Origin of the sequence: Methylocystis sp. (genome assembly GCF_050251305.1) — a bacterium.
Taxonomy (GTDB): Bacteria; Pseudomonadota; Alphaproteobacteria; order Rhizobiales; family Beijerinckiaceae; genus Methylocystis.
In genome coordinates, this window is sequence record NZ_JBFWNB010000058.1 from 1 (window position 1) to 20,222 (window position 20,222).

The following is a 20,222-nucleotide window of genomic DNA, read 5'->3' on the forward strand; positions in this document are numbered from 1 at the left end:
TCACGGTACAATATCACTCTCTGCATTTGAGAGAGACGAAAGTCGTCACAGGATCGAACGCCTCGGCCATTCTTTTTCGATTTCTTTCGAGGTTCTCTTCCTGAATCTGCGCCGCCAGATAAAGAGCGACTTGGCTTTCGTAATCAATTTGCGGCTCCATCTTGCTCTTCTCCAGAGTGCGCGCCAAGAACGCGGACGAGCGCCAAGCGTCGTCCAGCGAAGGGTTTCAGCGATGTTGATTTCGGAGTGTGGGAGAGTTCGGCGGAAACGGCCCGGCTTGCCGAACTCTCCCTTCGACGAACGCGGCGCGCGCGATCAGTCACGCGCCGCGCGCGCCTCTCTGGATCCAGAATCCATTGGCGCGCACGGATCGTTCGTCAGAAACGGGTTGCAGGAGAAATACTGACGCGCGCCGGACTGATTCACGCGCGGCCAGTCGACGGCGACAGCAAAACACGACGCCAAAGCAAGCACGATGATGAGACGACGCGTGACGCCGCCTTGCGGCGGATAGGTCCGAAGCGTCTCTTGCCAGGCGCGCGATCGAGAGATCGACATTTCAGTTTGCAGCATGGTTCCGAACTCTGCACGTGGGAAAATATCCCACACAAAACTTTTATTACGTGGTAAATCTTCCCACGTCAAGAGGCGTGGGATTGTGTCCCACGTAACGGCGGGCTACGGACAAGCATGACCAACCGGAAAGACGATGCGCTCCCCGACGCCGCCCGTCTTCAACAGCCCATCGCGCGGCTGCTTCGACCGTTGGTTCGCCTGTTCATTCGCTGCGGGATGACTTTTCCGGCGCTGAGCGACGTCCTGCGCGAGCTCTATGTGAATGTGGCGGTTCACGACTTCGCGTTGCCAAAGAAGGAGCAGACCGACAGCCGAATCAGCCTGTTGACGGGCATTCACCGCAAGGAGGTCCGACGGCTCCGAGGCGCTGGCGCGCCGGTCCGGTCCGTGCCCGCGGCAGTGTCGCGCACGACCCAAATCGTCGCGCTTTGGATGGCGGATCCGCGTTTTACCGATCAGGACGGCGCCCCGGCGCCTTTAAGGCGCGCCGGCGCCGAAGGAGACGGCCCGACCTTTGAAGACCTGGTCAGCGAGGTGACCCGGGATGTCCGCCCGCGCGCTGTTCTCGACGATTGGCTGGATCGCAAGATCGTCGACGTCGACGAACAGGGACGGGTCGTTCTTTCCGAAGCCGCGATTGCGCCCAACAGGGGCGATGAGCGTCAACTCTATTACTTCGGCCGCAATCTCCACGATCATATCGCTGCGGCGGCGGCAAATGTCTCGTCCAACGCGTCTCCGTTCCTGGAGCGGGCGGTCCATTACGAAGGACTGTCCGAAGACGCCGCGCGCCGCCTCGAAACGCTTTCCCGTGAACTTGCGATGGCCGCGCTCGTCGCGGCGAACCGTGAAGCGCAGACGCTTCATGCACGCGATGGCGGCGGCGAGTGGCGCTGGAATTTCGGAGTCTATGTTTATCGAGAGAAGGAGCCGCAGGCGACGAAGGATGAGGCCGACGACGAGGAGCCTCAGCCGTGAGCGACCTTCGCCGACCGAACAGGCGCCAGTTCGGCGCGGCCGTCGCCGCACTGTTGTTCTCTCTCACGACGCGCGCGCCGGCGGCGGGAGACAAGCCGAAAGACAATGGAATCGGCGGGACCGGCTCCATATCTGTCCTGCCTGATCCGGACAACGGCATTGGCGGCACCGGCGTCGTCGGCACGATCCGCGGTTTCGGCAGCATCATCGTCAACGGCCTGCGGATCGCCTATCCCGCCAACGCCGAACTGACGATCGACGGCGAACCCGCCACCCTTTCGCGCATGCGAGTCGGACATGTCGTTTCACTCGTCGCCGAAGGCGCGGGCGCGCGACTCACAACCAAGAGAATCGAAATTCTCCACGAAGCGGTGGGGACGATCGAAGCCGTTTCAGATCGACGCCTGCAGGTGCTCGGTCAGAAAGTCGAACTGGCGCGACATGTGACGACTGGCCCGTTGACGGTTGGCCAGCGCGTGGCCGTCAGCGGGTTGCGGCTGCCGGATCAGACGATTGTGGCCAGCCGCATTGACGTCGTTGCGCCAGGCCCCATGCAGCTCGTGGGGACCGTGACTCATGCGCCCGACGGGCGACTGATGATTGGCGCGCAGCAGCTGTTCGGCGTCGCGACGGCGATGGCAGGTCAAAGAGTGGTCGTGCGCGGCGTCAAGGGCGCCGGCGCGTTGGATGTGTCGTCTGTCGCCGCCGCCCCGCTGTTCACGCCCGGCCCCCCACGGTTTCTTGTGGAAGCCTATCTCGAGCGCCAGGGAACGACGGTCAGGACGGCGAGCGGCCTCAAACTGGACGCCGCGCGCCACGTGACGTTCCAAGGCGTCGCCCGGGCCGTCATTGGCGTAGACGTCAATGCCGAGGGCGCATGGACGATCCAATCGTTCCGGCCCATGGAGAATCGCGGGAAACGTGGATCCTTTAAAGAGGATCGAGGGGAAGCGGAAACGCCCAACTGGCTCAATCGGCCGCCAAAAACCGATAGCGGCGGCCATTCCGGAAACGCTGGCGGACTAGGCGGCTTCGGAGGCCAGGGAGGCCTCCCCAACCATGGCGCGCCCGGAGGCTTTGGCGGCGCCTTTCAACCGGGCGGCTCCGCCGGGCCAGGCGGTTTTTGGGGGCCGGGCGGATCCAATGGCCCTGGATTTGGAGGTCCTGGAGGTTTTGGAGGCCCCGGGCCCGGACCGGGTCGTCCGCCACGTTAGTCTAAGACGCGTGCGTCTGCGGGCGCGCACGCTCGATGTTTCATTCCGCATCTTGTGGGAAGCGGTCCAATATGGATCCTGGCAGCGGCACGCGGTCGCCTTTGCGCCTTGCCAAGCCTGCGGCGCGCCCTGTCTATAGGCTGAATGCAGACCGAGGCGGACATGCACGAGCAGTTGGAGGCGGCGGCGCTCGTCGAGCAGGAGCAAAAATTCTCGTTCGACGTGTTTGCCCTCGCCCGGCTCGCCGTCACGCTCGTCTTCATCGTCTACGCGCTGCTGATTTCAGCGCCCTTCCTGCCTGCGCTCACCTGGGCGCTTGTGCTCGCGGTTCTGTTCATCAGACCGCATCGCTTACTGGAGCGGTTTCTGCCGCGGTCCATTGCGGCTGGACTGTCCATACTGATCGTCGGGCTCCTCGTCGTCGGACCGCTCCTGCTGGTGATCGAGCGCTTCGTAAGCGAGGCCGTGACGGGCGTCGCCTATGTCCAGAGAGCGATGCAGGAAGGCAGTTGGCGCACGATGCTCGAGGCGCATCCCTGGCTTGGCGGGCTGCAGCACTGGATCGAACGGAGATTGGATCTGCAGGCGATCTTCTCGCAGCTCGGCGCCTTCATCACCAATATCGCGGCGAACTTTCTGCGCGCCTCGACGGGTCAGGTCGTCACCACTCTGCTGGCGTTCTATCTGCTCTTCTTCTTCCTGCGCGATCGGAGCGCGGCGCTGCAGACGCTGGCGCGACTGTCGCCATTTTCCGATTTCGAAACCGGCAGGATCATCCTGCGCGTGCGCGATACGATTCACGCGATCATCTTTGGAACGCTGGCGGTGGCCGCCCTCCAGGGCATGCTCGGCGGCTTCATGTTCTGGGTGCTGGGGTTCAATTCGCCGGTGCTGTGGGGCCTGATCATGGGTCTCTTGTCGATCGTGCCGGTGCTCGGCTCCTTTGTCGTCTGGATCCCAGCGACCATCTATCTGCTGATGGAGGACCGCTGGGTCGAAGCGCTGATTTTGGGACTATGGGGCGGCGTCGTCATCGCCAGCGTCGACAATCTGGTGCGGCCGCTGCTCATCGGCGACAGCCTGCGGCTGCACACCGTGCCGGCGTTCATCGCCATGCTCGGCGGTCTGCAATTGTTCGGCGCTTCGGGCATCGTTCTCGGCCCGATCGTGATGGCGCTGAGCCCCCTGCTGCTGGATTTCTGGCGCCGCCGCGTCGGGCACGATCCATCCGCTTAGCCTCGCCGCCTACCCGTGGACCGGATGCTGCGCCAGCGCGAGATCGAGCGCCTCGGCGAGCGCGGCGTCGTCGGCTTCGATCACGCTCGCGCTCTGCGTGAAAATCACAAAACAGCGCAGCCGTTTGCCCGGAAAGAGCGGCGCCACAGCGGCGCGATAAAGAGCCAGCTGGCGCAAATGCGCGTCTTCGAGCGTGGCGCGCGCCCGTCCCGTCTTGAATTCGGCGATGTGCGTCTCGGTCGGCGTCTCGGCGAGCCGATCGATCCGGCCCGCGACGACGGCGCCATGTCCAAGCGTCGCGACGACGTCGACCTCGGGCGTCGAGTCCGGCCCAAAGAGCGGCGCCAGGCGCGGATCGTCGATGACCGCGAGCGCCGCCTGCGCCAGCGCTTCCCGCGTGTCGTCCTCCAGGAAGCCGCCGCGCGCCGCCAGGAAGCGTCGCGCCGCGGCTTGACGATGATCCGGCGCGCAGGCGGGCAGATGCTGCAGCAGCGCATGAACGAGACGCCCCTGAAGCAGGCGCTCCGCTTCGCCGCGGCGCGCGGCCGCGACGCCAACCGCGCCGACATCCGCCCCGGCGAGCGCGCTCGACGGCCGCAATGGCGGCGCGGGCGCCGCTTCGCGTTGCGCTGCGGTCGTGGCGAACGCCGGAAGTTCGACGGCGACAGGCGCCGACCCGCTTGGCGAAAGATCGCTCCGCGACGGCGCCGCGCCGCGCCGCAGGATTGTCGATTCAGGTTCCAGCGGATCGGGAAGAGTCTCGCAATTTGGTTCGAGCGCACCGCGAATGGCGTCATACCAGCAGCCGTCGGCGCGGCCGCTGACGCCGTGCGCGCCGCAGATATAGAGCCGCTCCTCGGCGCGCGTCAGCGCGACATAGAGCAGGCGCCGACTCTCCGCGAGTTCTCGGCGGCGATGCGCGTCACGCGCGCGCCTGAGCGCGGCCGGATCGCTGTCCTTGCCGAGCGACCAGAGGAGAACAACGCCGCCGGCCTCTTCAGGCGCGTAGAGCTTGGGATCATGCTTGCCGGCCGGCGCGCCGCAGGTGTCCGGCAGGACGACGATTTTCGCCTCCAGCCCTTTTGCCGCATGGACGGTCATCACGCGCACGGCGGCGCCCGCCGACTCCATGTCGCGCTTGATCGAAAGATCGAGCGACTCGGCCATCGCCAGAAAGGCGGTCAGCGACGGCGGCTGTTCGCGTTCGAAGCCCGCGGCGAGCTTCAAGAATTCGTCGATGGCGTCTTCGGCTTCGCCGCCGAGCTGCGCGACAAGCTGCGCACGGCCGCCATCGGGTCCGAGAACGCGGCTGTAGAAATCGAACGGCGCGAGTTCGGCGGCGTCGCGCCGCAAGCGCTGCAGCCGCTCCGCCGCCTGGCGGGGGCGCGCATCTTCCGACTGCGCGAGCGCCTCGACGAGCGATGCGCGACGGCCTGGCGCAAGCGCGATGAGATCGTCATCATCGAAGCCGAAGAAGGGCGACTTCAACACGCTCGCCACCGTCAGATCGTCCTCCGGCAGCAGCGCCGCGCGCCCAAGCGCGATCAGATCATGCACGGCGATGTGCTCGGCGAGATTGAGCCGGTCGGCGCCGGCGACGGCGATATGTTCGCTCTTCAACGCGCGAATGATCGCCTCGAAGAGCGGGCCGCGCTTGCGCACGAGTATCAATATGTCGCCAGGCTCGACCAGGCGCAACGCGCCGCGATCCTCGACGCATTCGCCGTTCTCCGGCGCAAGCAACGCGCGCACTTTGCGGGCGATCCTCCGCGCGAGACGCTCACTGGGGTCGTTGGCGTCCGCATAATCGAGCGGCAGGCGCCAGTCGTCGGCCTCCTGCGTTTTTTCCGCGCCGATCGGCTCCCAGATTTCGACGAGCGCGGCGAGGTCGGCCTTCCAGGCCTCATGTCGCGGCGCGGGCTCCTTGGGGTCGGAACACAGACCCATCCGATTTTCTTCAACCACAAAAATATCGTCGACCGCCTGCAGGACGCCCGGCGCCGAGCGAAAGGACTGGGTGAGCTTCACCTCCTCGAAGGGCCGTCCGCCGTCGTTGAACTTTCGACGAAACGCGCGCCGCATGTCATCGAATTTTTCGGGCGCGGCGCCCTGGAACGAGAAAATCGACTGCTTCTCGTCGCCGACCGCAAAAAAGCTGCGCGGCGGCCCGCCGCGCGCGTCACGCGCGCCGGCACCGGCGCAAAATTCGTCGGCGATCGCGCCCAGAATGTCCCATTGCCGCGAACTCGTATCCTGCGCCTCGTCGAGCAGAATGTGCTCGATCTGCGCGTCGAGCTTATAGAGAACCCAGGACGGACTCGATCGATACAGCAGGCGTCGCGCGCCCTCGATCAGATCGTCATAGTCCAGCAGTCCCCGCCGCCTTTTGGCGTGTTCATATTCTTCGAGGATCGCGTCGCCAAGCGCGTGAAGCGCCAGCGAGCGCTGGGCGACGGCCGCCGCCTTGCGCATGTCGATGAGCGGCGTCAGTCTGTCGCGCTCCGCCTCCATGCGCGCGAGAAGCTGCGGTTCGCGCGTCGCGAGCGGACCAGTGACGATCTTTCCTTTCTTGACGCCGCGCGGTTCGCCGCTCTTGGTGAAAAACGCCGCGAGATAGGATTCGATACAATCCGGATGCGGCGCCTGCGCGAAGGCGGCGTCGAGAGAATCGGCGAGCTTACAGTCATTGGTCGAACCGCCGCGCAGCATTTTGGCGAGCGCCGGCCATGCCGTCGGCGGTTCGCCCTCCTCAATGATCGCCGCTTCGATCCGCGCCAGATTTTCATCCGTCGTCAAGCCGAGCGCCGCGAAAACTCTGGCTTCGCAGTCATCCTGCTCGCGCATGCGCGCCATGTCCTGCCGATGCTGCAGCACTTCCTCGCAGAGCGCGTCGAAACCGGCGGCGGAGGCGTCTCGGGCGACGAGCTCCAGCGCCTTGCGCAGCGATCCGCGATCCCGCGTCGCCGCATCGAGCGCGCGGCGGCGCGCGGCGTCCATCAACTCGGCGCGCTCCAGTTCGTCGACGACCCGGAAAGACGCCGGAACATTGGCCTCGAGCGGAAAGATGTGCAGCAGCTTCTCGCAGAAGGCGTGAATCGTCTGGATCTTGAGACCGCCCGGCGTCTCGACGGCGCGCGCGAAAAGCCGCCGCGCGAAATCAAGATTGACGCGCGACTCGTCGGCCGCGCCCATTCGCGCGATGTCCTTGGCCAGCGCCACATCGTCGAGCGTCGCCCAACGCGCGAGTCTATCGAAAACCCGCGACCCCATATTTGCGGCGGCGGCCTTTGTGTATGTGAGACACAGAATTTGCGAAGGCCGCGCGCCGGCAAGCAGCAGCCGCAGAACGCGCTGCGCAAGCACATGGGTTTTGCCGGAGCCGGCGTGCGCCGCCACCCAGGCGGACGCAAAGGGATCGGACGCCGTCTGCTGACTCCGGATCGTCAGGCTGGCGACGGGGCGCTCGCTCATGCCGACTCTCCGCCACGCATCCATTCCCTGACGCGCGCGAGATGATCGAAATCGCCGACGTCGCTGAGAAAGGCCGGATGCGGCTTCGACGCATAGGGCGTCGACTCGCTGCGAAACTGCGACAAGAGCCCCAGCAATTGCGCGCGTTGCGCCGCGACGACATCGGCGAAGCGCGCGTCATTCCATTCGAGCCACTGGGTCTCGCCGCCCTTGCGCAGTCCAATATAGGCGGCGCCTGCTACCGCCTGCGCGCCGACGTCTTTAAAGGCGCCGGCCTCGATCATCGCCGCCTCCAACGTCAGTTGCGGCGACCAGCCGACCCTGACCTGCTTGTTGGACGGCGGCGCGCCGGTCTTGTAGTCGAAGACATACGCTTGGCCCTGCCGATCGATCTCGATGCGATCCGCAATCGCGGTTAGGCGGAATGTGCTTCCGTCGGCCAGCGTCAGCGCCATCTCGCCGCGCGTTTCGACATGGATCCCGCAGTCGAGCGCGCGCCGTTCCCGTTCGAAGCCGAGCGCATGATCGAGCCCCGCTTCGATCCGCGGCCATTGGAAGCTCACGAACGCCGGATCGGCCATGAAGCCGCCGAGTCGCTCGCGCGCGAGCGCGAGGAGCGTTTCGCGGGCGTCAGAGGGAAGCGCGCCATGCGGATGTCGCACAACGAATTCCGCAAGCGCTTCATGGATGGCCATGCCGATCTCGCGCGCGCCGGCTTCCCTTCCGATCGGCGGCAGAGGCGCGAGTTTGAGAACATATTCGGCGAAGATCGCATAAGGATCGCGCCGCAGGCGTTCGATGCGGGTGACGCTCAAGCGCTGCGGACGCAGCGCGAGAGGCGGACGCGGCTGCGGACGTTCAATCGCGATCGCCTGTTTGGGACGGTCCAGCGCCGCGGCGATGGCGAGCATCGCGTCGCCGCGCGTCCTGCAATCGTCGAAGGCCTCGCCCGCGAGCGCCGAGAGACGCGCGATGAAGCGCGAGGGGACGGTCGGCGCGCCATCGCGCTTGACCGCGCGGCTCAGCACGACGCGCCGCGCGCCCATCGCCATGATGAAATCATGCGCGCTCTGACCGATACGCCGTTCCGGCGCCATCAGACCGAGTTGCGCGCGCATCGAGCGGTTGAGAAAGGCGCCCGTGTCCGTCTGCGGCGGCCAGACGCCTTCGTCCAGCCCGGCGAGCAGAACCAGATCGGCGTCGATGAGCCGCGCTTCCAAAGGACCGAGAATTTTCAACCGCGGATGCGCGCGTCTCGGGCCGCGCAACATCGTCTCCGAAAGGATGCGGTCAAACAGCGCGGCATAGCTCGGCGCGTCGAAGCCTGCAGGCGCCTCGGCGTGCGCGAGCCGTTCGAGAAGCTCGAACAGCGTCGACGCGCCCTCTTCATCGACTTCTTCGACGGCGATCACGGCGTCGAGCGCGGCGCGATGCGCGCGGGCGCGCTCGGACAGCGACGCCGTCGGCGCCAAGGCGGCAAACGGCGCGAAGGCGGCGTCGAGGCCGGCGAGCGCGTCCTCGATCCCCCGCCAGTCATCGTCGCTGATGCGGCGCGCGGCGGGATGCGCATGCGGCGCGCGCGCCAATACGCGCGCCGGCGCGACGCGCGACGCCCAGCCGCCATCAGGCTGCGCGAATGTCCGGAGCACGCCGATCTCGACGAGCGGCGCGAGCGCGGCGATCCGCGCGGGCGAAAGGCCGAGCGCCGTCAGCGGATGCGCGAGCAGCGCGGCGACATTGACGGCGCCCGCGCGATCCGATCCGATCGTCGCGACGAGCCGGGCAAGCGCGCCGATGGGCGTCCGCGCGAGCGGCAGACCGCCGGAATCATCGATCTCGATGTCGAAGCGCCGCAACTCGGCGCCGACGCGCCGTGCGATGAGCCGATCGGGCGTCACCAGCGCCGCCGTGCAGCCCGGCGTCTCGAGCGCCTCGCGCATGAAGAGCGCAAGCGCCAGGGCTTCGAGCCGCTCGTCCGGCGCGTCGAGCGCAATGACGCCTTCGAGCGCCGACGCAAACCCGTCGCGCTCAGTCGCCTGATAGTCGCGCCACGCGGAGGTCGCATCCGCCGGCGCCATGGCTTGCGACGTCAAGGCGCGGCGCGCCGCGAGCGCAGGCGTCAGGACAGCCAGTTCGCGCGGTTCGTCGCGCGCGACACCCATCGCAGCGAGCAAGCGCTTCAACATCGTCTGCGGATGGGTGAACGCCGGCTCGCCGCCGATCTCCGTCTGACCGACGCGGGCCCAAGCGTCCGCGCGCATCATTTGATCGAGCCCCGGCAAAACCACGGCGGCATTGTCGAGCGAAGCGATGGCGGCAAGCAGCCGCGCCGTCGCCGGCTGCGCGCCAGTGGAGCCGAGCGCGATGACGGGCGCGTCCGGCGGCGTGCGGGTCAGCGCCGCGATCTGCGCTTCGACGAGGCGCTTCTGATAGGCGCTGGCGTCGATGCGTCCCCGCTCCGCGAGAATTTGCGGCCATTCGCGCAAGGCGATCTGCAGAAATCGCGTCGTGATCGCCCAGAATTCGCTGTAGGCGTCGTCGCTCAATTTCTCGAAGGCGTCGACCGAAACGTCTTCGATGTGCAATTCGTCGATCAGGGCGCCGAGATCGGCGGCGAGCGCATAAGCGGCGGCCGGCGTGGCCGCCACGAGAAGCGGCTCGCTCGCGTGCAGTAAGGGCGCGCCGGTCGGATCGATCGAGATGATCGCGCGCCCCAGCGCTTGCGCCCATTGCAGAATGAGCTGCGACAGGAGCAGGCGCCGCTCCAGCTCGTCGATCGGCGCGGCGAGCGGCGCATCGGCCTCGACGTCGAAGTCTGCGCCGAAAAGCGCGGCGTTCTCCCGCTCCTCCAGAGCGCCGAGCGGCAGGATGCGCGGCAGCAGCGTCGCGCGCCGGTCCGGAGCCCCCGGCGAAAACGCGGAACCCGGTTTTTCGGATCGGGCGCGCTCTGAAGTCTTGAGATCGTTTGCGTCAAAGGCGGCGTGATCGAACGCCTGCGCGAATTCGGCGGCGAGCGCCCGCGCCGCGCGTTGCGTGGGCACATAGATCGTTGCGCGCGCCATCGTCAGCGGCGGCGTGTCGCGCGACAGGGCGGGCACGACCCGGCCGTCGAGCAGGGCCGAAACGAACGTCTTCAGAAACGGCGCGCCGGGCGCAATGGTGAAGAGATTGCGCCGGCCGGACAGCATCGCCTTCAGCCGCGACGCGACGCGATCGCCCGTTCAGCTTCTTCGATCGCCGCGACGGTGCCGACATGAAGCCAGAGCCCGCTGGAGACGACGCCATAGAGTCGTCCGTTGCGGGCGGCCTCGAAGAAGAAGGGCGCGAGCTTGAAGACGTCATCCGCGACCCCCGCGAAGAGCTGCGGCTTCATCAGTCCGACGCCGGCGTAGACATAGGGCTTTAGACCCTCGCGACGCACGATGCGCCCTTCGGCGTCAAGATCGAAATCGCCGCCCCAGTCGACGCCGACGCTTTCACGCGTCGGCGCGAGCAGCAGCGCGGCGTCCATCTTGTCGGCGTCGAACGCTTCGGCCAGCGAAAGAATATTGGACGGCGTCGCGTCGATCCAGAATGCGTCGGTGTTGCAGACGAAAAAAGGATCGTCGCCAATCAGCGGAAGCGCCTTCTTGATTCCGCCGCCTTGGTCGAGCAGCAGATCGCGCTCGTCGGAAATCACGATGCGCGGACGGGCGCGGCGCGAGAGATGCGCCTCGATCTGATCAGCCAGATGATGAACATTGACGATCGCCGTTTCAACGCCCGCGTCCTCGAAGGCGTCGAGCGCGCGGTCGATCAGCGTGCGGCCGGCGACCGACACCAGCGGCTTCGGGATTTTGTCGGTAATGGGGCGCATGCGCGTCCCCAGCCCGGCGGCGAACACCATGGCGACGCGCGGCGCTGGGGCGGGCGCTGGCGATTCACGCGTCGCGAAACAGGCCGGGGAGATTGGCTTCATACCAAGCCCTGATTTCGGCCAGCGCCGGATGGCGCAGGCTCTTTCTGAGATAGGATTCAACGCGCGGAAGATGCGCGAGATATTGCGGCTTGCCGTCACGCTGATCCAGCCGCGCGAAAATTCCCAGGATCTTCGTCGCGCGCTGCGCCGCCAGGACCGCATAGGCCTTGGCGAACTCGGCCATGTCAAATCCGGGATCGGCCTCGCGCCGCAGTTTGGCGTAAGAGGCAAGGAGCTTCAACTCCAAATCGTCGGGCACGTCGACGCGGGCGTCCTGTCCAAGCGACGCCATGTCATAGGCGGGATTGCCGAGCACGCAGTCCTGGAAGTCGAGGATGCCGATCCGCGCCGGGCCTCTGCGATGCGCGAGCCACAGGAGATTTGGCGAGTGATAATCCCGCAGCGTCCATGTCGGCGCAGCGCTCGCGACGCCATGAAGCGTTTGGCGCCACATATTGAGAAAGATGGCGCGCGCGCCGGAAGCCAGATGCGCTTTCAGACGCGGAAGATACCAGTCGACCAGCAATTCCACTTCGATCAGCTGCGCGTCGAGATCATATGGCGGGATCTGGTAATCGCCATCGCCTTCGATCGCGATCACGTCCGGCAGACGCTGCGCGTGAAGACGGGCGAGCGCGCCCGCCGCTTCGAGATAGCGCTCGACGATCGGGCCATTCCTGTCGACGACGCCCTCTCCGCCAAGATCCTCGATGATGAGCAAGCCGGCGTCGGCGTCCCTGGCGTAGACTTCGGGCGCCGAGAGTCCCAAGCCGCGCAGCCCCTGCGACAAGGCGACGAAGGGCACGACGTTTTCGGCGAGGCGCGCGATGGCGCTGTAGGACTTGCCGTAGCGGATCGGCGGTCCGTCGGGACGCGCCGGCGAAATCATCAGAATCGCGCGCTGTCCGTTCGGCTTTTCGAGCCGCTCATACGCCCGCGTCGAGGCGTCGCCCTGCAGAAAGCGCCGCGCGGCGTCGGCCCAGCCCGACGCGCGCAGAAGTTCGCGCATCGCCTTGAAGGACGCCAAGCGCGATACGAAGCCGCCATAGCCGGAAATGGTCAGCCGACGCGCCTCGCGATTGTCGCCGTCGACGAAACTCAGTCGCACTTCGAGTCGATCCGGCGAGAGCGCTTCGCGCGCGCGTTCGGCCCATTCGACGAGCACGATCGAATCGTCGGTCGCCTCCTCCCAGCCCAATCCGTCAAGCTCCGCCGTGTTTTCGAGCCGATAGAAATCGGCGTGCACGACGCGCTTGCCGGCGCCCTCATAGATTTGCATCAGCGTGAAGGTCGGGCTCGGCGCTTCAAGCCGTGGGTCTTCGATCAACGCCCGGATCAGCGCGCGCGCGAACGTCGTCTTGCCGGCGCCGAGATCGCCCGAAAGCATGACGGCGTCGCCGGTGTGGACGAGCGTCGAAAACTCCTGCGCAAGTTCGATCGTCTCGGCTTCGCTCGCGACGTCGAGGCGCCAGACCGTTTTCGGCGCGGACTCGTCGCTCATTCGGCGCCTCCGGCGCTAGCCGCGACGCGAGGCTCTTCATGCTGCGCGGCGTGCGCCGGGAACACGCAGGTCACGGTCGTGCCTTCGCCAGGCGCGGAATCGATGAAGACCTTGCCGCCATGGAGCTCCATGAAGGCGCGCACGATGGAGAGGCCGAGCCCAACGCCGCGGTGGCGCGAGCCTGCGGTGTGCGACTCGAAGCGGTCGAAGACGCGTTCGAGAATCTCAGGCGAAATGCCCCGCCCGCGATCGGTGACCTTGAACACGATTTCGTTTTCGCGTCGCAAGACGGCGAGCGTCACCGTCTGGCCGGGGCGCGAGAAGCCGATGCCGTTCGACAGAAGATTGAACAGAATCTGGCGCACCCGCTTGGCGTCGCCGCGGAACGTTCCGACGTCGTCCATGGCGACGATCTGCACGTCGATCGAATTTTCGGCGAGCCGGTCCTGCACGCCTTCGATCGCCGCGCGCATCGTCGCGTGGACGTCGACGTCGGACATCTCGAGCTCCAACGCGTCTTCATCGATGGTCGCGAGGTCGAGAATATCGTCGACGATGGCGAGCAGCGCGGCCGAGGATTTGCTCACATAGCCGAGATATTCGCGTTGGCGCGCATTGAGCGCCCCGGTCGATTCCTCTCCCAGGAGATGCACGAAGCCGTTGATGTTGTTGAGCGGCGAGCGCAATTCGTAGCTGACGTGGTGGATAAAGTCGTTGCGCAGCTTTTCGGCGGCGAGCAGCGCCGTGTTGCGATCCGTCAAGGCGCGCTCGACATTCACGTCGGCCGAAACGTCGACGAAGGTCAGCAGCGCGGCGCCTTCGAGCAGAGGCTGCGCCGCGCAATCCAGAACCACGCCGTCATTGCATTCGATGCGCCGGCTGAAGCCCTCGCGCATTTCGTTGAGCCCGGTGACGAAGCCCTGCAACGCCGTCCATGTCTCGTCTTTCGGATGCAGCGCGCGGCATTTGGCGGCGACCGCGTCGAAGCGCGGCCGCTTCTCGAGCGCCTCGGCGTCGAGCCGCCACAGACGGGCGAACGCGGGATTGCTGAACCTCAGTCGACCGTCGGAGCCGAAGACCGCCACGCCTTCGTGCAGCGTCTCTAACGTTTCGCTCTGCATGCGGGCGAGCGCGTTGAAGCGCGTTTCGAGGTCATAGGCCTTGGTGGCGTCGTCATAAAGATAGGTGACGCCGCCCTTCGGATTCGGATGCGCGACGACGTCGATGATGCGGCCGTCCGGCAAATGCCACGTGTGACGGACGGGCTCCGGCGAGCGATAGGCCTCGAACAGCCGCTCTTTCCATGCCCGGTAATCCGATTCGACGGGCACGCGCTGCTCGGCGCGCAGCCGATCGAGAATCTGCCCGTCGGTCGGCTGCTGTTCGAGGAACCGCGGATCGAGCTGCCACAGCTTGGCGTAAGCGTCGTTGCTGTAGATGAGGCGGCGCTCGCGATCGAAGCTGGCGACCGCCGTCGGCAGCTGATCGAGCGTGCGCACATGCGATTGCATCTGCTGTTCGAGATCGGCGCGCACCGTCTCGACCTCGTGGCGATCGATCGCGATCGCCGCGGCGGAGCCGGAGACCGACGCCTGAGTGACGTCGAGAGGACGGCGTTCGCCGGCGACGACGGCGTTGACCCGTTCTTGCCAGACGCCGTTCTTTCGTCGCGCGTCCTCGGCGGCGCTGCGCGCCGACTGATCGAGCAGCTCCAGCTTGCGGGCGACGGCGTCCTCCGCATGCTTGGCTTCGACCGCTTGCGCGTAAGCGTCGTTGACGAAGACGAGTTCGCCGGCGTCATTGCGGATCCAGAACGGCGCCGGCAGGGCCTGAAGCATCGCCCGCAGACCGGCGAGTTCGGATTGCGCCGCGGCATGGCGCTCGCGAAGGCCGATCAGCTCCAGTCGATCGCCGGAGACTTCGCGAATGCGCAATACGACGCTGCCGCCGACGGCGCGGCCATCGGCGTCAAAGTGCCGTCCGGCGACGCCCGCGAGCGCCAGACGAAAGCTTTCGCCGCTCTGCCGCAGACGTTCGACGGCGCTTTCGAGCTCCTCGGCGTGTTTGGGGGCAAGCCAGGCGCCAAAACTCAAGATCCGGCGCGGCGCGGCGACGGCCCCGGTCATCGTGAGCGATGAGGAATGGATGTCGGGTTCGGCGTCGGGCGCCGACCAGGCGACGAAGATCTGCGGCTCGGCGGCGAGGAACGTCTTCGCCTGATCGAGCCTGGCGCGGGCGTCGTCGAGTTCGCCGCTCAAGGCCGCTTCACGGCGGCGCCAGCCGGCGCGTTCGCGCATATAGGCGACGACGATCGCCGCGGCGAATATCGCCAGACCGCCGCTGAACGCGAAGCTGACAATCTGCGGATCAAGCGCCAGCTCGTCGAGCAGACCCGCCGCGCGCGCCGGCGTCGCCGTGAGCCAAAGAAGCGCTGACCCGAAGGAAGCGCCGGCAAACGGAGGCGCGCCAGAATGCTCGATCGCGCGCCGCCGTCCCATCATCGCGAGGACCTCCGCTTGCGAGAGATCGGCTTGGCGCATCACGAGAACCAGTCTCCACGGTCGATTGCGGGCGCTCATCACAACAACGCCGTAAGCGGTTCAAGCAGGACGCGGACGCGGCCTGCGGGCGCGCAGGACCATGCGTGTGGAACTCGGACGACAGGACGACGGAAGGCTCCGTCCGCCCTCCTCGCGCCCCCTACGAATCAACCCCAATCTAAAGCGCAAACGCCCAAAACGGAATCGTCGAGCGGCAAAAGAAACGGCCCCGCTCCCGGCAAGGAGCGAGGCCGCGTATGACGGGACGGCCGAGCCGGTCAGTAGCGATAATGCTCCGGCTTGAAGGGGCCGTTCTTCGGCAGATTCAAATATTTGGCCTGCTCTTCAGTCATCTGCGTCAGCTTGACGCCGATCTTGTCGAGATGCAGCGCGGCGACTTTTTCGTCGAGGTGCTTGGGCAGGGTGTAGACGCCGACCGCATATTGGCCTTGCTTCGTCCACAGCTCGATCTGCGCCAGCGTCTGGTTGGTGAAGGACGCCGACATCACGAACGACGGATGGCCCGTCGCGCAGCCCAGATTCACGAGGCGACCCTCGGCGAGCAGGATGATGCGCTTACCGTCCTGGAACTCGATCTCGTCGACCTGCGGCTTCACATTGTGCCATTTGAGATTGCGCAGGCCGGCGACCTGAATCTCCGAGTCGAAATGGCCGATGTTGCAGACGATCGCGCGGTCCTTCATGGCGCGCATATGATCGATGGTGATGACGTCGACATTGCCGGTCGCCGTACAGAAGATGTCCGCGCGCGGCGCGGCGTCTTCCATCGTCGTCACCTCATAGCCTTCCATCGCCGCCTGCAGCGCGCAGATCGGGTCGATTTCGGTGACGATCACCCGGCAGCCGGCGTTGCGCAGCGACGCCGCCGAACCCTTGCCAACGTCGCCATAGCCGGCGATGCAGGCAACCTTGCCGGCCATCATCACGTCGGTGGCGCGGCGGACGCCGTCGACCAGCGACTCGCGGCAGCCGTAGAGATTGTCGAACTTCGACTTGGTGACCGAGTCGTTGACGTTGATCGCCGGCCAAAGGAGCTTGCCCTCCTTATGCATGACGTAGAGGCGATGCACGCCGGTCGTCGTCTCCTCGGTGACGCCTTTGATCGCTTCGGCGTTGCGCTTGTAGAAGCCGGGATTGGCCTTCAGGCGCTTCTTGATCGCGGCGTAGAGGACTTCCTCTTCTTCATTCGAAGCAGTTTCGAGGAAGGCGACGTCGCCCTGCTCGGCGCGCAGGCCGAGATGAATGAGCAGCGTCGCGTCGCCGCCGTCGTCGAGAATCATGTTCGGGCAGCCGCCGTCGCCCCATTCGAAAATCTTGTGGGTGTAGTCCCAATAGTCTTCGAGGGTCTCGCCCTTCTTGGCGAAGACCGGCGTGCCCGTCGCGGCGATGGCGGCGGCGGCGTGGTCCTGCGTCGAATAGATGTTGCAGGAGGCCCAGCGCACGTCGGCGCCGAGCGCCTTCAGGGTCTCGATCAGCACGGCCGTCTGGATGGTCATATGCAGCGAGCCCGCGACGCGCGCGCCCTTGAGCGGCTGCGCGGGACCATATTCGGCGCGGGTCGCCATCAGGCCCGGCATTTCCGTCTCGGCGATGGCGATTTCCTTGCGGCCCCATTCGGCGAGCGAAAGGTCGGTGACGGCGAAATCGTTAAAGTGATGTGCGGTCATGCGAAATCCTCTGTTTCCTGCGCGGCGCGGTCGCGTCCGTCATTCCCGAAGCGCGCATCGACCGGGAATCCAGAGCTGGACCAGCGCAGCTGGAGCGGCTCCGGAGGCCCGGTCAGGCCTGCGGCCCGCCGGGAATGACGCCAAGGAACGGCGCGACCGAATTCGCGCCGCCGGCCCGGGCCAGCGGCTCGGCGCAAGCCTATAGCAGGGGCGGGCGGGGAAGGCAATAAAGATATAAAGATTTCTTTATGTCAAAGCGCGCACGTGGCCGCGCTCCCTTTGTAGGTCGGCTCGCCACGATCGAACGGCAGGCCGACGGGAGCGGCGACCGGTCCAGTCGGTCCGCTCTCGATGAAACACTTCACACTGTAGGAAGCCGCGCGGCGCAGGGAGGCCGCCGGCTACGCCGGCAGCATGATCACCTTCGTCTTGACTGGCGTTCGCGCATAGAGGTCGAGCATGTCCTGGCTGAGAAGGCCGGTGCAGCCGCTGGTGATGCCCTGTCCGATCGTATCGGGATCGCAGGTGCTGTAGATCGTGTAGACCGTATAGACGCCGTTCTTATAGAGATAGAGCACGCGGGCGCCGAGCGGGTTCTCCAGGCCTCCCGGCATGCCGCCGGCGTATTTGCGCGCCTCTGGCTGGCGCGCCATCATCTCCTTGGGCGGCGTCCACGTCGGCCATTCGGCCTTGCGCCCGACATAGACTTCGCCGCTCCACAGGAACCCGGGACGGCTGACATTGGCGCCGTAGCGGGTGGCCATTCCGTCGCCTTCGACGCGGTAAAGATGGTATTTGCCGGGATCAATGATGATCGTGCCGGGCGCTTCCTTGGAGTCGTAGCGCACTTTCTGGCGGAAATATTTCGTATCGACCCTGCTGACGTCGACCGCCGGGATCGCGTATTGCTCGTTGGGAACCGGCCCGTAAAGCTTCGCCGCCTCGGCGCGCATCATGTCGTCGGCCGTCAGACAGCCGGAGAGCCCCAGCGCGCCGAGACCTGCGGCGGAACCGCCCAGAAACGACCTGCGGCTGAGCCGCGCCGACCGAAGCCCGAGCAGCGCGCCCTCGTTTCCTTCGCCGGCGCCGGCAAATTCGTCGTCGATGTTCATGATGTTGGAGTTCCCATGCCCTGTCGCCGATCGGAGAAGACTCCGGCGCCAACCCGCTGAACGACTTCGCTGAGCCGAGATTGACGTCACTTGCTTTGCGGACTGTTAAGGAACTTCGCCTTTGACCGGCAATTCCGGTGTTTCTGTGGCGATGATCCGCCGATGGCGCCAAAGCGCCGCGGCCAGCCGCGCGCCGCGCGGCTCGTCCCCCAGCGGAGGGCCGTATCGGCTACCCTTCCCCCGCCGCCTGCTCTATACGGATTTGCAACGCAGCTCCCGCCCCGATAGCCTCGCCGCCCATGCTCTCAGCCCTCAAGAACTTCATCAACGACCTCACGGGCGAGGCCGAGAAGCCCAAGGCTTTCGAAGCCGCGGACTATCAGCTCGCCGCCGCCGCCCTTCTGGTCCACATCGCCTCGGTCGACGGCGACTTCGACGACAGCGAAAAGGCGCGCATCCGGCAGCTCGTCGAGGCGCGCTTCGGCCTTCAGGGCGACGAGGCGGCCGGACTGATCCACTCCGCGCAGGAGAGCGAGCGCGACGCCGTCGACCTCTATCGCTTCACCAGCGTGCTGAAGCGCCGGCTCGACGAGGACGGGCGCCGCCAGATCGTCGGCATGCTCTGGGACATGGCGCACGCCGACGGCGCGGTGCATGAATTCGAGGAGAATGTCGTCTGGCGCGTCGCCGAACTGCTCGGCGTCTCGACCCGCGACCGCGTCGAGCTGCGCCGCGAGGCGCGCGACGCCGGCGCCGCCTCGGCCCAAAATCATTCAAACGATCCAGGCGCGCCAAGCGGCCCAAGCGCCCCAAGCGGCCCAAGCGGCCCTTGGTCGCGCGACGAGGACAGCGGCCAGTGACGCGTCCGGTCGCGGTGATCACCGGCGCGTCCGACGGCATCGGCGCGGAGCTTGCCCGCATGTTCGCCGCCAAAGGCCATGAGCTGGCGCTTGTCGCCCGCCGCGGCGCGCGGCTTGAGGCGCTGGCCGACGAGATCGCCGCGAACGGCGCCCCTCGGCCGCTGCCGATCGAACTCGATCTCGCAGCCGCGGGCGCCGCCGACGCTCTGTCGGATCGCCTGGACGCGGCCGGCGCTACGCCGCAATTCCTGGTCAACAACGCAGGCTTCGGCCTCATGGGCCGCGCCATCGAACTCGACGCCGCAGAGCAACTCGCGATCGTCGATCTCAACATGCGCGCGCTCACCGCGCTGACCCTGCGCTTCCTGCCGGCGATCGTCGCGGCGAAGGGCGGCGTGCTGAACGTCGCCTCGGTCGCGGCCTTCATGCCGGGGCCGGGCTTCGCGGTCTATTACGCCACCAAGGCCTATGTGCGCTCGTTCAGCGAAGCGCTGTCGCAGGAATTGAAGCCGGAGGGGGTGAAGGTCGCGTGCCTCTGCCCCGGCCCGGTGCAGACCGGCTTTCAGGCGCGCGCCGGCTTCGATTTCTCCGGCGCCATGGGCGCCATGAAGCCGGCGATGCTGCCGGCCTCGGAAGTGGCGCGCCAGGGCTATGAGGGACTGATGGCCGGCAAGCGCGTCATCGTGCCGGGCGTCGTCAACCAGATGCTCGTCTGGGGCTCCGCGGTGACGCCGCGGGCGCTGCTGCTGCCTCTGCTGGCGACCGCCCAGCAGCGGCGCTAAAACAAAAAAGCGAGCCTTGCGGCTCGCTTTCAATCTCTTAACCGTCAGAGAGATTATTCTTCGACGGATTTCGGCTTCAGCACCTGACGGCCGCGATACATGCCGGTCTTGAGGTCGACATGGTGGGGCCGGCGCAGCTCGCCCGAATCCTTGTCCTCGATGTAGGTCGGCGCCTTCAGGGCGTCGGCGGAGCGACGGAAGCCCCGCTTCATCGGCGAGGTTTTTCTCTTCGGAACGGCCATTTTTCTTCTTCTCCGGGCTCGTCCCGCCGGCGTCATGGCGCGCGGGACGAAAATACAGGAATGC

Annotated in this window: 15 protein-coding genes; 5 read left to right on the plus strand and 10 right to left on the minus strand. The window is 66.3% G+C overall.

Going from position 1 to position 20,222, the window contains the following annotated elements:
• Window positions 1-13 precede the first annotated feature (13 nt).
• Window positions 14-160, minus strand: coding sequence for a hypothetical protein (locus tag AB7F41_RS15100; RefSeq protein WP_428406661.1), 147 nt, complete (start codon window positions 158-160; stop codon window positions 14-16).
• Window positions 161-315: 155 nt separating this feature from the next.
• Window positions 316-645: a hypothetical protein gene (locus tag AB7F41_RS15105; RefSeq protein WP_428380624.1), complete on the minus strand. Its 330-nt coding sequence runs from the start codon at window positions 643-645 to the stop codon at window positions 316-318.
• Window positions 646-690: 45 nt separating this feature from the next.
• On the opposite strand from AB7F41_RS15105, the gene AB7F41_RS15110 reads away from it, so the two are divergent.
• The 3 genes from AB7F41_RS15110 (at window position 691) to AB7F41_RS15120 (ending at window position 4,004) form a co-directional block, all read left to right on the plus strand.
• Window positions 691-1,554, plus strand: a complete 864-nt coding sequence (locus tag AB7F41_RS15110) for a DUF6502 family protein (RefSeq protein ID WP_428380622.1) — start codon at window positions 691-693, stop codon at window positions 1,552-1,554.
• A complete protein-coding gene (locus tag AB7F41_RS15115; RefSeq protein WP_428380620.1) occupies window positions 1,551-2,768 on the plus strand; it encodes a DUF5666 domain-containing protein in 1,218 nt (405 codons plus the stop codon). The genes AB7F41_RS15110 and AB7F41_RS15115 overlap by 4 nt, the downstream gene beginning before the upstream one ends.
• Before the next feature lie 162 nt (window positions 2,769-2,930).
• Window positions 2,931-4,004 (plus strand): AI-2E family transporter, encoded by a 1,074-nt coding sequence (locus AB7F41_RS15120; RefSeq protein WP_428380618.1) that lies wholly within the window; start codon window positions 2,931-2,933, stop codon window positions 4,002-4,004.
• Window positions 4,005-4,013: 9 nt separating this feature from the next.
• On the opposite strand, the gene addA is transcribed toward AB7F41_RS15120, so the two are convergent.
• The 7 genes from addA to AB7F41_RS15155 form a co-directional block, all read right to left on the minus strand.
• Window positions 4,014-7,475 carry a double-strand break repair helicase AddA gene (gene addA / locus AB7F41_RS15125; protein ID WP_428380616.1) on the minus strand — a complete coding sequence of 1,154 codons (3,462 nt, stop codon included), beginning with the start codon at window positions 7,473-7,475 and terminating at the stop codon, window positions 4,014-4,016.
• A complete protein-coding gene (gene addB / locus AB7F41_RS15130; protein ID WP_428380614.1) occupies window positions 7,472-10,663 on the minus strand; it encodes a double-strand break repair protein AddB in 3,192 nt (1,063 codons plus the stop codon). The genes addA and addB overlap by 4 nt, the downstream gene beginning before the upstream one ends.
• Window positions 10,664-10,668: 5 nt before the next feature.
• Window positions 10,669-11,361 carry a nucleotidyltransferase family protein gene (locus tag AB7F41_RS15135; protein ID WP_428380612.1) on the minus strand — a complete coding sequence of 231 codons (693 nt, stop codon included), beginning with the start codon at window positions 11,359-11,361 and terminating at the stop codon, window positions 10,669-10,671.
• Between the two features lie 34 nt (window positions 11,362-11,395).
• Entirely contained in the window at window positions 11,396-12,934 is a 1,539-nt protein-coding gene (tsaE, locus tag AB7F41_RS15140) for a tRNA (adenosine(37)-N6)-threonylcarbamoyltransferase complex ATPase subunit type 1 TsaE (protein WP_428380610.1), read from the minus strand.
• Window positions 12,931-15,435 (minus strand): ATP-binding protein, encoded by a 2,505-nt coding sequence (locus AB7F41_RS15145; protein ID WP_428380798.1) that lies wholly within the window; start codon window positions 15,433-15,435, stop codon window positions 12,931-12,933. The genes tsaE and AB7F41_RS15145 overlap by 4 nt, the downstream gene beginning before the upstream one ends.
• 317 nt (window positions 15,436-15,752) lie before the next feature.
• Window positions 15,753-17,162, minus strand: coding sequence for an adenosylhomocysteinase (gene ahcY / locus AB7F41_RS15150; RefSeq protein WP_428380608.1), 1,410 nt, complete (start codon window positions 17,160-17,162; stop codon window positions 15,753-15,755).
• A 401-nt stretch (window positions 17,163-17,563) separates the two neighbouring features.
• Window positions 17,564-18,274 carry a L,D-transpeptidase family protein gene (locus AB7F41_RS15155; RefSeq protein ID WP_428406662.1) on the minus strand — a complete coding sequence of 237 codons (711 nt, stop codon included), beginning with the start codon at window positions 18,272-18,274 and terminating at the stop codon, window positions 17,564-17,566.
• Window positions 18,275-18,573: 299 nt separating this feature from the next.
• Here AB7F41_RS15155 and AB7F41_RS15160 point away from each other — a divergent pair, with 299 nt between their 5' ends.
• Both AB7F41_RS15160 and AB7F41_RS15165 read left to right on the plus strand, forming a co-directional pair.
• Entirely contained in the window at window positions 18,574-19,134 is a 561-nt protein-coding gene (locus AB7F41_RS15160; RefSeq protein ID WP_428380605.1) for a TerB family tellurite resistance protein, read from the plus strand.
• The gene (locus AB7F41_RS15165) at window positions 19,131-19,916 is read left to right on the plus strand and encodes an SDR family NAD(P)-dependent oxidoreductase (RefSeq protein ID WP_428380603.1); all 786 of its coding nucleotides are present in this window, start codon (window positions 19,131-19,133) and stop codon (window positions 19,914-19,916) included. Before AB7F41_RS15160 ends, AB7F41_RS15165 begins: the two co-directional genes overlap by 4 nt.
• A 53-nt stretch (window positions 19,917-19,969) precedes the next feature.
• Here AB7F41_RS15165 and rpmF read toward each other — a convergent pair whose 3' ends face one another.
• Complete coding sequence (gene rpmF, locus AB7F41_RS15170; RefSeq protein ID WP_138168117.1) at window positions 19,970-20,158, minus strand: 50S ribosomal protein L32; 189 nt, start codon at window positions 20,156-20,158, stop codon at window positions 19,970-19,972.
• Window positions 20,159-20,222: the final 64 nt, after the last annotated feature.